The sequence below is a fragment of the Apibacter sp. B3546 genome (assembly GCF_009827885.1).
In the GTDB taxonomy this organism is placed as follows: Bacteria; Bacteroidota; Bacteroidia; order Flavobacteriales; family Weeksellaceae; genus Apibacter.
The window spans coordinates 268,647-283,274 of the sequence record NZ_WINW01000037.1; the positions used below are offsets into that span (position 1 = coordinate 268,647).

Sequence of the window (14,628 nt, forward strand, 5' to 3'; positions counted from 1 at the left end):
TTATGAAAACTAAAAGGTATATATTTTTACAATTATGTTTACTTCCTTGTCTGTTGTTTTCTCAATTATCGGTAATAAGTCTGGAAAAATGTCAGGAAAAAGCAAGAGAAAATTATCCGTTAATTAAACAATATGATTTAATTTCTCTAGCCGAAGACTATACTTTGGATAATTTGGCAAAAAATTACTTGCCGCAAATTTCTCTCGGTGGACAGGCTTCTTATCAAACTCAAGTAACTAAAATACCCATAAAGATTCCGGGTTACAATATTCCCGAAATGGACAAAGATCAATACAAAATAACTTTAGATGTTACACAATTGCTATGGGATGGAGGAGCAATACGATCTCAAAAAAAAATTACCCAAGCGAATTCAGATTTTGAAAAGCAAAAGCTTGAAGTAAACTTATATACTGTAAGGGAAAAAATTAATCAATTGTATTTTGGAATTCTAACGATTGACAAGCAATTAAATCAATTGGATGTTTTAAACTCCGATTTACAAACCAATTATAACCTGGTTAGTGCCATGCTAAAAAATGGTGTTGCCATGGTATCTGATTTAGATTTGGTTAAAGTGGAATTATTAAATACCGATCAAAAAAGAATTGAGCTTACCACTTTACGAATGGCTTATATAAAAATGCTTTCTTTATTTATACATGAAGAAATAAGTCAAGGAGTTGAATTGAAATTACCGGACAATAGTATCAATTTTGATCAAGAGATTTCTCGTCCGGAATTAAGGATGTATGATAAGCAAAATTTAGTATATGAAGCCAAAGAGAGTACGATAAAAGCTAAAAATATGCCTAAATTTTCACTTTTTGCTCAAGGAGGGTATGGAAAACCCGGTTTAAATATGTTGAACTCAGATTTTAAAACGTATGCTATTGGCGGGGTGCGTTTAAGTTGGAATTTTGGAAACTTATACACAAAGAAAAACGAATATCGATTACTAAAAAATGACAGGAATTCACTTCAATCTCAAAAAGAAACCTTTTTATTTAACACCCATGTTCAGCTAACCCAAATCCAGAATGAAATAAATAAATATGAACAATTGATGGTAAAAGATGATGAAATTATTCGGTTGAGGAATAGTGTTAAAAAGGCCGGAGAGAGTAAGTATAAAAATGGAATTTACAATATGAATGATTTAATCGGAGATATTAATGCAGAAAATCAGGCACGAGTAACACAGTCTATACATGAAATGCAATATTTACAAAGTATCTATAATTATAAATATACACAAGGAAATTAGAACTATGAGACAGTTAATAATATTTACCCTGGGAACGTTTATGTTCCTGTTATCTTGTAATCGAAATAAATTTGAGCATGATGCGTCGGGAACGTTTGAAGCAACTGAAGTAATTGTTTCATCGGAAGCTAACGGTAAATTGGAATCTTTTCAATTAACGGAAGGAGATCAATTGGCCAAAGGACAATACGTTGGATATGTTGACAGCATTCAGCTGTATTTAAAGAAAAGACAATTATTAGCTACCAATAAAGCCATACAGGTAAAAAGACCGGACATATCCATCCAAGTTTCTTCCATAAAAGAACAGATTGCGAAAGCTGAATTTGAAAAAAGAAGAATTCAAAGATTATTGGCAGATAATGCAGCTACTCAAAAACAACTGGATGATGCGAATTCACAAATTGAAGTTCTTAAAAAATCTTTAAATGCGCAAGAAAATTCACTTTCAACATCGGTTAACAGTCTCAATGAAGAAAGTAACACCAATACAGTTCAAGTATCCCAAATAGAAGATCAATTAAAAAAATGTAAAATTATTAATCCAATTCAGGGTACTGTTTTAAACAAATTTGTTGAAGAAAAAGAAGTTGTTACTCAAGGTAAAGCACTCTATAAAATTGCAGATACTAAAAATTTATTTTTACGAGCATATATAGTTTCAGAACAATTAGAAAAAATTAAAATAGGACAGAAAGTAAAAGTATTTATAAATATTTCTGAAGATAAACAAAAATCCTATCCGGGCACTATTACATGGATATCCGATAAAGCCGAGTTCACTCCAAAAACTATTCAGACCCAAGATGAGCGCCAAAATTTAGTGTATGCGGTAAAAATCGCAGTAACAAATACTGACGGGCTTATTAAAATAGGTATGTATGGTGATGTGGATTTCTGATAAGTTCTAAATTCATTTTCTAAAAGAAAACAAGAATAAATTCTAGTGAAGATATAATAAAGATAATGAGTGTTATTTCCATACAAAATATTTCAAAAACCTATACGGGTAAAGTTCCGGTTGAAGCTTTACAAGATATATCTATTGAAATTAATAAAGGAGAATTATTTGGTTTAATAGGTCCCGATGGAGCAGGAAAGACCACTCTATTTAGAATATTAACCACTTTGTTGGTGGCGGATAAAGGAGAGGCATTTGTAGATGGGTTTGATGTAAAGAAAAACTTTTTACAAATACGGGAAAGAGTCGGGTATATGCCCGGTAAATTTTCGCTTTATCAAGATTTAAGTATTGAAGAAAATCTTAATTTTTTTGCTCGAGTATTCAATACAACGGTAGAAAAAAATTATGATTTAATTAAAGATATATATGTTCAAATCGAACCCTTCAAGAAGAGAAGAGCAGGTAAACTTTCGGGAGGAATGAAACAAAAACTAGCCCTATGTTGTGCCTTAATACATAAGCCTTCGGTTTTATTTTTAGATGAGCCGACCACAGGAGTAGATCCCGTATCCAGGAAAGAATTTTGGGATATGTTAACCCGACTTAAACAACAGGGAATTACTATTATGGTTTCTACACCTTATATGGATGAAGCAAGTTTATGTGATAAGATTGCGCTAATTCAAGAAGGAAAAATACTTTCTGTCAATACTCCTAAGCAGATTACGCAAGAATATCCGTATAAATTATATTCGGTACGATCTGATAATAATTATAAGCTTCTTCAGCAATTACGCAAACAAAAAGAAATAAACAGCTGTTATATATTCGGAGAATATTTGCACGTGACATTTAAAAATGAAAAGGTTACGATAGAGGGAGCTGAAGTAAAAGAAATTGAACCGGGAATCGAAGATTGTTTTATTTATTTAATGAACAAAAATGAAAACCATAGTAACGAAAGGGTTAACTAAAAAATTTGGCGATTTTATTGCAGTCAATCATATAAGCTTTGAAGTATCCAAAGGTGAAATTTTTGGTTTTTTGGGAGCAAACGGTGCAGGAAAAACAACAGCCATACGAATGCTTTGTGGATTGTTATCTCCCACCTCAGGGGAAGGAATTGTTGCAGGATACGATATTTACAAAGAGTCGAATAAGATTAAAAAAAATATCGGATATATGAGCCAAAAATTTTCGTTATATGAAGATTTAACCATTAAAGAAAATATGCGATTATTTGGTGGTATTTATGGAATGAGCACTAAAGATATTAAAGTAAAAACGGAACAATGTTTAGAGGAACTTTCCTTAGAAACAGAAAGGGATGTTTTGGTTAAATCCTTACCCTTGGGAATTAAGCAAAAAGTTTCTTTTGCAGTGTCAACCTTTCATTCTCCTGAAATTGTTTTTTTGGATGAACCCACCGGAGGAGTAGACCCCATAGCAAGACGTACTTTTTGGGAAATGATTTATCAGGCTTCCAATAACGGGATAACCATTTTTGTTACAACTCACTATATGGATGAAGCAGAATATTGTAATCGGGTATCAATTATGGTGGATGGTAAAATTGAAGCATTGGATACGCCTGCGGGACTTCGTCATAAATATCATGCGGAAACAATGGATGAAGTTTTTCAAATATTGGCAAGAGGAGCAAAAAGAGAATAGATTTTAACTAAATAAAGGAAAAAATAAGAATAGGGCATGAATCAATTTTTTAGTTTCATAAAGAAAGAAATCTTTCACATCACCCGTGATTTTAGAACTATGCTTATGCTTTTAATTATGCCTATAGCACTTCTTATGATATTTGGGTTTGCTATTACGACAGAAATTAAAAATACCTCTTTCATTGTATTAGATAATTCTAAAACCATCCAATCCATACAACTTATAGAACAAATAAATGCCAGTAAATATTTTGACCTTACAGGCTACCTGGACAAATTAGAACAGGTTGAACAACGTTTTCGCCTAGGAAAAGCTAAATTGGCGGTGGTTATTCCTCAAGGATTTGATAAAGACTTGTATCATCAAGGAACTAGTGATGTTCAACTTATTGTAGATGCATCAGATCCTAATGAAGCATCTACTATTGTTAGCTACTTGCAACAAATTATAGCGGAATATCAAAAACAACAAATGAATAAAGCGAGTTCAGGTTCTTATGTAATTAAAAGTCAGGTTAAAATGCTTTATAATCCACAATTAAAAAGTGCGTATAATTTTGTGCCGGGAATTATGGGGTTGGTTCTTATGTTAATTTGTTCAATGATGACATCTATTTCAATTGTAAAAGAAAAAGAACAAGGAACTATGGAGATATTATTAGTTTCTCCTCTAAAACCTATAAGCATTGTATTAGCGAAAGTAGTTCCCTATTTCCTGATCTCCATTATTGACGTTTTTTCTATATTAATTATATCAGTTACCATCTTGGAAGTGCCTATTGAAGGAAATTTACTTTTACTTCTTTTTCTATGTACAATTTTCATTCTATCCACCTTATCGTTAGGGATATTAATTTCATCCATAACGGAAACCCAACAGGCTGCCATGTTAATTTCGGGTATGGGATTATTGCTTCCCACATTATTGCTTTCTGGATTAATATTTCCCGTAGAAAATATGCCCTTGCCGCTTAGAATAATATCAACCATTTTACCCGCTACCTGGTTTATTACTGCCGTTAAAGATGTAATGATTAAAGGGCTTGGTTTTTTTGCTATCTGGCAAGAGTGTCTGATACTTATTGGTATGACTCTTTTCTTATTAGTGGTAAGTATCAAAATGTTTAAAAACAGGTTATGAGAACATTAAAATTTTTATTAGAAAAAGAATTTCTTCAGATATTCAGGAATAAAACTATTTTGAGATTGGTATTTTTTATGCCTGTTTTTCAATTATTAGTATTGCCATGGGCAGCCACATTTGAACAGAAAAATATCTTATTAAGCATAATAGATAACGATCACAGTTCGGCTTCCAGAGAATTGATACAAAAAGTAATTTCATCCGGATATTTTAAATTGGCCAATTATTCAACGTCTTATTCAGATGCATTGAAGATCGTCGAAAAAAATGAAGCAGACTTGATTTTAGAAATTTCCCATAATTTTGAAAATACCTTTATAAGAGAAAAATCAACCGATGTTATGCTATCGGTAAATGCCATAAACGGACAAAAAGCAGGATTGGGATCTTCGTATTTAGGACAAATCTTAGCAGCTTACAATCGGGAACTGGTTAGTCAGTCTCAAAGTTCGGGACAAATTATTGTTAAGCCCTATTATATGTATAATACAGAAATGAATTATCGAAATTTTATGGTGCCCGGTATTTTGGTTATGCTACTCAGTATTATAGGCGGGGCGCTTTCTTCCTTGAATATTGTTAAAGAAAAAGAAGCAGGAACCATTGAGCAAATCAATGTTACTCCTATTCCAAAATATATTTTTATTATAGGAAAATTGATTCCTTTCTGGGTTATGGGAATGTTTATACTAACTGTTGGTATGCTAATAGCCTGGTTGGTATACGGGTTAGTTCCGGCCGGTCATGCTATAATAATTTATATATTTTGTTTTTTCTACCTTATTGCATTTACCGGATTTGGGTTAATAATTTCAAATTTTTCATCTACGCAACAACAGGCCATGTTTGTGTTGTTTTTTATTATAATTATATTTTTCTTATTAGGCGGACTTTATACTCCGATAAGCAGTATGCCCAGATGGGCGCAAATAGTTACCATGTTTAATCCGGTACGTTACTTTATTGAAGTGATGAGGCTGGTTTATATGAAAGGAAGTACATTGGCTGATATCTCTCATCAATTATATATAATTATTATCTTTGCGGTAGTGTTGAATGTAGGTGCAATTGTAAGCTACAAAAAAACAAATTGAGAGTCTGAAAGAGTTATTTAAAGGCATAGAACATGTTCTTTATAAGTTTCTTAAGCATTATTTTTGACATTAATAAATTAATGAAACAACATATACTTTAAACTAAAAGTAATGAAATCTAAAATCATAAATTCTTTTTTTTGGGGAAATTCGGTTGCTCTTTCCTGGTTGTGGGGATTAGGATTGTTTTTTTCCGTGCAAATAACTTATTTATTCGGTTTAACAGGTCTATTGGGTTTTGCTTTGTTAAACTCAATCGGATTATTTTTATTTGGTTATGGTACTCAAAAAATTGCCAATCGGGATAAAGGACAAGAATCATTAGAACGTTTTTATAAAAAATGGTATAAGCCGTTTCGCCTCAGTTTATATTTATATCAGTTATTGGCAATTACGTTAACCGTTTTTGCTACTGTAAAATATTTGTTTATTCCTTTGCTTACTTCTTATTGGCCGGGCTGGGATGATGGGGGAAGTATATTACAAATTTTTTCTTTATTACTTGTGGTTTCATTGGTTATTTCTGCTTCCTGTTTACTGGGTGAAGAATTTTCGATTAAATCTATTAAATACTGGCATCTATTAATTGGAGCAGTTTTATTAGTCATAATTGTTTCCTTATTATCTTATTTACAACCTAAAGAAATATACAATTATCAAGCATGGGTAAAAAGTGAAACTCAAAAACCTATTTTCATAGGCTATATGGTAGCCATTTTTGTTGGTTTTTTTGTAGGGCCTTGGCTGGATTTACAACAATGGCAGCGAGCTATACAAATGAGAAAAGAAGAAACCAATATATGTACCGGATATTTTTTCGGATCCGTTATATTTTTTTTCCTGCTTATTTTTCATGGATTAATGGCAAGTTTTGTTTTTAACAGTAATTGGTTTAATCCGAATATGGCATCGATTGGATTGGGAGGTATAAAATACGGTCATGAGCAAATTGTAAATTATATGATCCACTTTCGATCTACACTTCCCGAATGGGTTCCGCTTTCCTATTATTTATTTATAGTATTCGCAGTATTAACAACTTTAGATAGCGGATATGTTTCGACTCGGTGGTTTGTGAAAGAAGTTTCCAAATCCAGTAATAGTCCTGTTTTATCCATAATACCTAAAGGAATTGCAGATTCTCCCATCCCTACCTATATTTTGGCGGGTTTAATTACGATATTCTCTGTATTGGCAAATTTTGAATTGGAATATTTTATGGTATTTTATGCCACTTTTTTTGTGGCTTATGCCTCATTAGGTATAGCACGTTGTTTTGTACCCAATTCACAACATTCTTTACCTCAAGTGAAACTTTTTTCGATTGGAGCACTTTCATTAGTGGTATTTGCAGGAGGTTATTTTATGCAAATGGCCGTATTGATGATCATAGGCTCAATACTTCCAATACTCTATGTGTTTTGGTTGGTTTTAAATACTGATTTACTACGAGTCGTGAAAGAGAAAGTTGAAGAAGTGATAGATGCTGCGTCCGAAATTCCTGTATTAAAAAATTTATCTAAAGCAACTCATACAGCTATTAACGGGAAAACCTTGGAAGTTAGCACGGGAAGTCATTTTGAAGGTAAATGGTTTGTGCATTCCTTTATGGCAACCTATGCAGACACCAACTCAGTTGGAAATGTTTATTTTGGAGTTTATGCTCTTTGGGTTGGAAAGACGCGCGAATTATTTTTTAATTACGTATTACCCGATTTTAATTTAAAAGATACAACCTATTTAATATTAACACGATCTTTTGAACATAAATACATTACTGAAACTCGAGAATTCGAACGGATAAGCGTAAAAATACGAGCTTCGGAATATAATCGAAAGATTGCCACTTTGGAACATCAAGTTTTCGATTCCGCCGGAAATTTATTGGGTAAAGGAAAACAACAATTAATATTTGTTTCTCCTAAAGATTACCGATTATTGGATATTCCTCCCGAAGTTATAAAAGCTTTTATGCCTTATATGTAATTTAATATTTCCAAGAATTTCTAAACTATTACAAGGTTGTGACTTATTTTAATTCGATCTTCAAAAGAATATAAATTAATTACTTAAAACAGTAGGACCTAAAAAAGCTGTAACAAAAAATGATAAGTTAATATTCAAAAATATTCACTCATCCGTATGCCAATAATGCCTTTTTCAGTATCACAATAATTTATCCTACATACATAAAAAATGGATAATAATATTCGATATATTATAAATAATTAGACATTAATCGGTTGATTGTCAAATACTAAATTTATATATTTAGCGTTTCTGATAAATTTAAATGAAAATAATAGGTTATAGCAAAATTGTTTACTTAGGCTTTCTGAACATTTTCTTCTTCCAACAACTTTTTTTCTGCTCCTTCAGGATCAAACTCTCCTTCCCATCGGGCAATTACAGCAGTAGCTAAACAATTTCCAATAACATTTACCGTAGCACGAGCCATATCCATTAATGTATCAATTCCTAATATCATTAAAATGGGCCATTCTTGCAGATTAAAAGTACTTGCCGTACCCATTAAGATAACTAAAGAAGCACGAGGCACTCCGGCTACACCTTTGCTGGTTACGATTAAGGTAAGTATCATAATTAATTGGGTAGTAAAAGATACATGAACCCCCGTTGCTTGTGCTACAAATATAATGGCTAAGGATAAATATAAAGTAGTTCCATCTAAATTAAAGCTATACCCGGTCGGCATTACAAAAGCAATCACTTTTCGAGGAACGCCGAGTCTTTCCATCGCAATCATGGCTTTGGGTAGAGCTGCTTCTGAACTAGCCGTTGAAAAAGCTAAAAATGCCACATCTTTGATTTCTTTAATGAATCGTTTTATAGGCATTTTTATAAGTAAAGCTATCGGAAGGAATACGATGAGAACAAATACGATGAGAGCACCATATAGAGTTAATAACAGCTTAATAAGAGGAATTAATGCATCCAGTCCCATATGTGCAATAGTATAAGCCATAGCGCCCAATACACCGAAAGGAGCAAAATACATGATGATATTAGTAAATTTAAACATCGTATCGGCAAGACTGTCTGTAAAATTTACTAAATACATTCGCTTTTCTTTGGTTACCATTATAAGGGCTACTCCAAATAAGATACTAAATATGACGATTTGTAATACTTGCCCTTCTGCGACAGACTTTGCTATATTTTCAGGAAAAATATGCAATACAATATCTTCCCAAGATTGGGATGCGACTTGTGGTAATTGTTCATGAGCTATATTTATTTTTTTCGTTCCTACTCCTGCTTGAGTGAGGTTGATGGCTGCTAGTCCGATAAAAAGCGCAAAGGTAGTAACGATCTCAAAATAAACCAGAGATTTCCAACCCATTCTACCTACTTGTTTAATATCTGAATGACTGGCTATACCATGAACTAGGGTTGCAAAAATCAAAGGAGCAATAATCGTTTTTATCAGCTTAAGAAATACTTTACTTAATATATCGAGTTTTCCGCTAACCCCCGGAAAATCATACCCTAAACAAGCACCAACTAGTAACGCTACAAAAATCCATATGGTTAAATTTTTCTTTTTAAATGCAAAGATGATTATTGAAATCATAAATAACCAACGACAAGCGAAAAAAAGATTTTCCGGAATAACTCCAAAAAAGTAGTTGATCAGGTACAGTGCGCCTGTAATAGTAATAAAAATAAAAGGGAGTATATTAAAAAAACGAGATATATTCATGTAAGTTTATGATTTTTTATAAAATTTTACGAAATTATTACCCATTTATAGATAATAATTTAACAAATATATTAAAATAAAATTTTTTATAAAAACTCTTACATGAATATTAGCATTTTATTTATCCTTTTTAACAATAAATTTATTGCGTAAAATTTCTAAAATGGCAGGTAATATAGATACTACAATAATTAAAATCATTAACAGAGGTAAATTATTTTTAACCCATCCAATATTGCCTACAAAATATCCCAAGAATAAGAAAATAAACACCCATACAACGCCTCCTATAATATTATAAGAAATAAAATATTTATAACTCATACGTCCCATTCCGGCAACAAAGGGAGCAAAGGTTCTAACAATAGGAACAAAACGGGCAAGTATAATGGTTTTGCCTCCGTGTTTTTCATAAAATTCATGAGTCTTTTGAAGATAGCTTTGCTTAAATATTTTAGAATTGGGATTACTGAATAGTTTATGTCCAAAATATTTTCCTATCTCAAAATTGACCGTATCACCAATAATAGCTCCAACCACAAATAATAGGGCTAATAAATAGATGCTAAATTCATCACTGGAAGCAGCAAGAGCTCCCGCGGAAAATAATAAAGAATCACCGGGTAAGAAAGGGGTAATTACTAATCCGGTTTCACAAAAAATGATTAAAAAAAGAATAGCATAAACCCAATTTCCGTAGTTGCGCATTAATTCATCTAAATGAACATTTATATGAAGAATAAAATCAACTAAATAGTGTAAAGTTTCCATGAATAATATTGATACTGGTTATTTTAATAAATAGTAATAAAAAATAGTAAAATTTTTAATTAAGATTGCAAATATAGTAAAAACGAACAGGGAAGTTAAATGAAATAAAAAATAAAACACTGTACTATAAATCTATTTACAAAATGACAAAATGGCGTAAAAAATAATATTTAAATCAAAAAATAAGACAAAATGACATTATTTAAAAATTTGCTTTTTATCTAATAGGTTTTGTTTTAATAAATTACAATTCTTTTTAAGTATTTGGTCTGTAATTTGAAAATCATAAAACATAAAAATCTTAAAAAAATAAATAAAAGTTATGGCAGATTTAATTAAAAGCAACAACAAAAGTTTTGGAAATTTATTAGATGAATTTTTCTCAAATGCTCCTGCATGGAATAGAGCAGAAGTAAAATTTCCACCTGTAAATATTTCTGAAGATAAAGCCAATTTTGAAGTGGATTTATACGCTCCGGGATTGAAAAAAGAAGATTTTAAAGTTAATTTAGAAAAAGGATTATTAACGATTAGTTATGATAAAAAAGCTGAAACGCATAATAAAAAATCTCACAGAACTGAATATTACCAGTCCAGCTTTAAACGTAGTTTTACATTAGATGACAGTAATATAGATGCAGCCAAAATACATGCTACCTATCATGATGGAGTTTTAAAATTGGTTTTACCTAAGAAAGAACAAACAGAAATTGCACCTAAACAAATTGAAGTAAAATAAAATTTTACTTATATATTTACCTATCAATATTTATAGTTAGTTAAAGGGGTTAAAGTTTTTATGCTTTAGCTCCTTTTTTACGGTTTATAGCGAGGAAATAAATCTATAAAAACAACAATTATAAAGCCCATTATTTGGTAAGAGGTATGGTTCGAGGTGTATATTTTGAAGCCAATTCACTAAAAAGCTTAATATGTTCAGGAGTCGTTCCACAACATCCACCCAAAATATTCACCAGTTGATTTTCCAAATATAATTGAACTTTTTCAGCCATCATTTCCGGCGTTTCATCATATCCGCCTAAAGGATTGGGTAATCCGGCATTAGGATAGGCGCTAAGGTAAAAAGGTGCTTTATTAGCCAATATTTCCAAATATTGAAAAAGTTGTTCAGCACCCAAAGCACAGTTTAATCCAATGGACAATAAAGGTAAATGTGATAAAGAAACTAAAAAGGCTTCCGTCGTTTGTCCGGATAATGTCCTTCCCGCCGCATCAGTAATTGTGCCTGAAGCCATTAGGGGAAGTTTTTTACCGGTTTTATCGAAAGCTTCCTCAATACCAAAAAAAGCAGCCTTAGCATTTAAAGTATCAAAGATAGTTTCAACTAAAAGAATATCCGCTCCGGCTTGAATAAGAGATACTGCTTGTTCTTTATAAATTTCCGCTAAATAATCAAAATCTACCTCACGGTAAGCAGGGTCATTAACATCAGGAGAAATAGAAGCGGTTTTTGAGGTCGGGCCCATGGAACCGGCAATAAAAAGAGGTTTTGTGCCATTTTTGTTCCAATATTCCTCTCGGGCCTGTTTAGCCACTTGAACAGAAGCAAAATTAAGCTCATGTACCCAATCCTGCATATCATAGTCAGTCATGGAAATTCGGTTCGAATTAAATGTATTCGTTTCGATAATATCAGCTCCCGCCTCAAAATATTCTAAATGAATATTTTTAATAATATCCGGTTGTGTAATGGACAACAAATCATTATTTCCCTTTAAATCTGTGTTCCAATCTCTAAATCTATCGCCTCTATAATCTTCTTCATTTAATTTAAAACGTTGAATCATGGTTCCCATGGCTCCGTCCAAGATCAGAATCTTATGTTTAATGAGTTCTTCTATTTTCATGTTACAATTTACCTTCATACAAAAGTACATAAAACATTATAAGTTTCTTAAAATTAGAATTCTTATAAACTACTTGTGTATACACTTGCAATTAAAACAGATAAATACAATTGAATAAATAAAAAGGATCGAAATGAGAAAATCGAGAGTAGTTTACGAACAAAAAAATAGACTGAATTTAAATTCAGTCTGTTTTTTACTATTATATTATTTATTGAGCGATAAACTCTAAATTTATTTGCAATTTAACTTCATTGCTAACTACCAAACCTCCGGCTTCAGTCATTTGACTCCAGTTTAAACCGAAATCTTTACGATTTAATTTTCCGGTAAATTCAAATCCGGCTCGTTGATTATTCCATGGATCTTTGATGATTCCCCCAAAATCTGCATCTAAGGTAATTTCTTTACTTACGTCTCTGATAGTGAGGATGCCCGTGATTTTATTGTCTTTAATACCGGAATCGCTGGTAAAAGTCAGTTTAGGATAATGAGAAACGTCAAAGAAATCTTCTGATTTTAAATGTGTATCTCGATCAGCAATTTTTGTATTGATAGAATCAACATCGATGGAAAAATCAAATTTTGCATTTGAGAAATCATCACTTTCAGATTCTATGGAACCTTGAAATTTGGTAAATTCTCCGGTTACGGTTGATATTACCATGTGCTTTACTTTAAAGAAGATCTCGGAGTGAGCGGGATCAGTTAACCATTTTGTTTTCATGTTACCTTTTTTTATTAGTAATGAATAATCTTTTAACTATTGATACTTATAGATCAGATATATTTAAAACATATACTGTACCATATATAAATAAATGATAAGGATAATGGTTATTATTTTTTAATCGATTTCTTGAAAAGAAATTAATAGAAATTTTTTATCATTTTTCCAAAGTAGTTGTTTAGGATGTAATAAATAAATAATTTAAGATTCCGAAAACATTTACAATGATAATAAGTGATTAGACCTTATTTTCTCTTTTGATTTTTTTTAAAATTTTTCGCGGATGGGCACTATTTATTACTGATATTTTTTAAAAATAAGTAGGAGATCAAAGTAAAGAAAAATATTTTCCGGGTAGGGTTTCAATGATGTTTTTAAGTTCTAATTGTAACAAAATCGGCATGAGTTGAAACGTAGGTAAATTTAATTCTAAAGATAAGGCATCAATTTGCAATTTCCCTTTACGTTTTAACAATTCAATAATTTTTAATTCTTGATCTGTGAGATCAATCCATAATTCTTGTTGTAAATTTTTTATAGGAGCTTCTCCAAATAAGGATACCACATCTTCAGGACGGGTGAGTATTTGAGCTTCCAAGTTTCTGATAAGCTGGTTGCATCCCTGACTGCAAGTATCCGTAACTTTTCCGGGCAAAGCAAATACCTCACGATGATACGAATTAGCAAATTTCACAGTGGAAATGGCACCGCCTCCATATCCTGATTCTACAATGACCGTTACAGAAGACAACCCGGCAATGATACGGTTACGCTGTATAAAATTAGCTCTTTCGGGTTTAGTATTAGGTGCAAATTCGCTAAGGATACCTCCGTTTTGTATCATTCTTTCAGCTAATCCTTTGTGTTGTGGAGGGTAAAGAGTAGATAGGCCGTGAGCAAGTACTCCCAGAGTGGGAATGGCAAGTTCATTAGCTTTCTTATGAGCGCATCCATCCACTCCTAAAGCCAATCCGCTGACAATATTGATTTTTTTGTTTTGAAAGCATTCTACTAATTTTTTTGTAAAATTTTCGCCATAAGAGGTCATTTTACGAGTCCCTACTATGCTTACTGCGGGTAGCTTCCAATTTATAGCACCTTTATAATAGAGCATTACAGGAGCGTCCGAACATTCCTTTAATATAGTAGGATAGGAATCATCCCATAAATGCACTATTTGAATATTATTAGTAATGCAATATTCAAACTCTTTATAAGCTTGATCTAAAAGCGATTGTTTACCTAAATGTTGAATGGTTTTATGACCTATATGATACACTGAAAGCAATTCTTGAGAATTTGCAGACCAAACATTTTGTGCGCTTCCGAAATGGCTTATTAATTTCTTAATCGTCATATCGCCGATATGAGGACACATTCGTAAGGCAATAAGATGTACAATTTCCTGATTCATTAGTAGATAGCTTTATCAATAGTCTGGATAAAGAT

Annotated in this window: 13 protein-coding genes; 8 read left to right on the top strand and 5 right to left on the bottom strand. The window is 31.9% G+C overall.

Translation table 11 applies throughout. The annotated features are described in order from the left end of the window. Window positions 1-2 precede the first annotated feature (2 nt). The 7 genes from GFU93_RS09795 (at window position 3) to GFU93_RS09825 (ending at window position 8,072) form a co-directional block, all read left to right on the top strand. Window positions 3-1,268 carry a TolC family protein gene (locus tag GFU93_RS09795; protein WP_160569063.1) on the top strand — a complete coding sequence of 422 codons (1,266 nt, stop codon included), beginning with the start codon at window positions 3-5 and terminating at the stop codon, window positions 1,266-1,268. A 4-nt stretch (window positions 1,269-1,272) separates the two neighbouring features. Next, complete coding sequence (locus GFU93_RS09800; protein WP_185150480.1) at window positions 1,273-2,169, top strand: HlyD family secretion protein; 897 nt, start codon at window positions 1,273-1,275, stop codon at window positions 2,167-2,169. 65 nt (window positions 2,170-2,234) lie between these two features. Next, window positions 2,235-3,146 (top strand): ABC transporter ATP-binding protein, encoded by a 912-nt coding sequence (locus GFU93_RS09805; protein WP_160557030.1) that lies wholly within the window; start codon window positions 2,235-2,237, stop codon window positions 3,144-3,146. After that, a complete protein-coding gene (locus GFU93_RS09810) occupies window positions 3,115-3,846 on the top strand; it encodes an ABC transporter ATP-binding protein (protein WP_160569065.1) in 732 nt (243 codons plus the stop codon). The genes GFU93_RS09805 and GFU93_RS09810 overlap by 32 nt, the downstream gene beginning before the upstream one ends. Before the next feature lie 36 nt (window positions 3,847-3,882). Beyond that, window positions 3,883-4,989: an ABC transporter permease gene (locus GFU93_RS09815; RefSeq protein WP_160569067.1), complete on the top strand. Its 1,107-nt coding sequence runs from the start codon at window positions 3,883-3,885 to the stop codon at window positions 4,987-4,989. Then, window positions 4,986-6,086, top strand: coding sequence for an ABC transporter permease (locus GFU93_RS09820; RefSeq protein WP_160569069.1), 1,101 nt, complete (start codon window positions 4,986-4,988; stop codon window positions 6,084-6,086). Before GFU93_RS09815 ends, GFU93_RS09820 begins: the two co-directional genes overlap by 4 nt. Window positions 6,087-6,197: 111 nt before the next feature. After that, complete coding sequence (locus GFU93_RS09825) at window positions 6,198-8,072, top strand: thioesterase family protein (RefSeq protein WP_160557033.1); 1,875 nt, start codon at window positions 6,198-6,200, stop codon at window positions 8,070-8,072. Window positions 8,073-8,412: 340 nt separating this feature from the next. Here GFU93_RS09825 and GFU93_RS09830 read toward each other — a convergent pair whose 3' ends face one another. Together GFU93_RS09830 and GFU93_RS09835 are read right to left on the bottom strand one after the other, a co-directional pair. Then, window positions 8,413-9,810 carry a dicarboxylate/amino acid:cation symporter gene (locus GFU93_RS09830; RefSeq protein ID WP_160569071.1) on the bottom strand — a complete coding sequence of 466 codons (1,398 nt, stop codon included), beginning with the start codon at window positions 9,808-9,810 and terminating at the stop codon, window positions 8,413-8,415. Window positions 9,811-9,927: 117 nt separating this feature from the next. After that, on the bottom strand, window positions 9,928-10,581 hold the full coding sequence (locus GFU93_RS09835) for a DedA family protein (protein ID WP_105296649.1): 654 nt from the start codon (window positions 10,579-10,581) through the stop codon (window positions 9,928-9,930). Window positions 10,582-10,903: 322 nt separating this feature from the next. Here GFU93_RS09835 and GFU93_RS09840 point away from each other — a divergent pair, with 322 nt between their 5' ends. Further along, the gene (locus GFU93_RS09840) at window positions 10,904-11,320 is read left to right on the top strand and encodes an Hsp20/alpha crystallin family protein (protein ID WP_160541821.1); all 417 of its coding nucleotides are present in this window, start codon (window positions 10,904-10,906) and stop codon (window positions 11,318-11,320) included. 130 nt (window positions 11,321-11,450) lie between these two features. Here the strand turns inward: GFU93_RS09840 and GFU93_RS09845 are convergent, their stop codons facing one another. The 3 genes from GFU93_RS09845 to dprA all read right to left on the bottom strand — a co-directional run bounded on the left by GFU93_RS09845 (window position 11,451) and on the right by dprA (window position 14,593). Beyond that, entirely contained in the window at window positions 11,451-12,449 is a 999-nt protein-coding gene (locus GFU93_RS09845; RefSeq protein ID WP_160569073.1) for a homocysteine S-methyltransferase family protein, read from the bottom strand. A gap of 211 nt (window positions 12,450-12,660) precedes the next feature. Beyond that, on the bottom strand, window positions 12,661-13,176 hold the full coding sequence (locus GFU93_RS09850) for a YceI family protein (protein ID WP_160564473.1): 516 nt from the start codon (window positions 13,174-13,176) through the stop codon (window positions 12,661-12,663). 331 nt (window positions 13,177-13,507) lie between these two features. Next, window positions 13,508-14,593 carry a DNA-processing protein DprA gene (dprA, locus tag GFU93_RS09855; RefSeq protein ID WP_160569075.1) on the bottom strand — a complete coding sequence of 362 codons (1,086 nt, stop codon included), beginning with the start codon at window positions 14,591-14,593 and terminating at the stop codon, window positions 13,508-13,510. Window positions 14,594-14,628: the final 35 nt, after the last annotated feature.

Excerpts from the sequence above, each read along its gene's own strand:
- GFU93_RS09830 (WP_160569071.1), bottom strand. The coding sequence starts at position 9,810 with ATGAATATATCTCGTTTTTTTAATATACTCCCTTTTATTTTTATTACT.
- GFU93_RS09835 (WP_105296649.1), bottom strand. The coding sequence starts at position 10,581 with ATGGAAACTTTACACTATTTAGTTGATTTTATTCTTCATATAAATGTT.
- GFU93_RS09800 (WP_185150480.1), top strand. The coding sequence starts at position 1,273 with ATGAGACAGTTAATAATATTTACCCTGGGAACGTTTATGTTCCTGTTA.
- GFU93_RS09840 (WP_160541821.1), top strand. The coding sequence starts at position 10,904 with ATGGCAGATTTAATTAAAAGCAACAACAAAAGTTTTGGAAATTTATTA.
- GFU93_RS09850 (WP_160564473.1), bottom strand. The coding sequence starts at position 13,176 with ATGAAAACAAAATGGTTAACTGATCCCGCTCACTCCGAGATCTTCTTT.
- GFU93_RS09805 (WP_160557030.1), top strand. The coding sequence starts at position 2,235 with ATGAGTGTTATTTCCATACAAAATATTTCAAAAACCTATACGGGTAAA.
- GFU93_RS09815 (WP_160569067.1), top strand. The coding sequence starts at position 3,883 with ATGAATCAATTTTTTAGTTTCATAAAGAAAGAAATCTTTCACATCACC.
- GFU93_RS09825 (WP_160557033.1), top strand. The coding sequence starts at position 6,198 with ATGAAATCTAAAATCATAAATTCTTTTTTTTGGGGAAATTCGGTTGCT.
- GFU93_RS09845 (WP_160569073.1), bottom strand. The coding sequence starts at position 12,449 with ATGAAAATAGAAGAACTCATTAAACATAAGATTCTGATCTTGGACGGA.
- GFU93_RS09810 (WP_160569065.1), top strand. The coding sequence starts at position 3,115 with ATGAAAACCATAGTAACGAAAGGGTTAACTAAAAAATTTGGCGATTTT.
- dprA (WP_160569075.1), bottom strand. The coding sequence starts at position 14,593 with ATGAATCAGGAAATTGTACATCTTATTGCCTTACGAATGTGTCCTCAT.
- GFU93_RS09795 (WP_160569063.1), top strand. The coding sequence starts at position 3 with ATGAAAACTAAAAGGTATATATTTTTACAATTATGTTTACTTCCTTGT.
- GFU93_RS09820 (WP_160569069.1), top strand. The coding sequence starts at position 4,986 with ATGAGAACATTAAAATTTTTATTAGAAAAAGAATTTCTTCAGATATTC.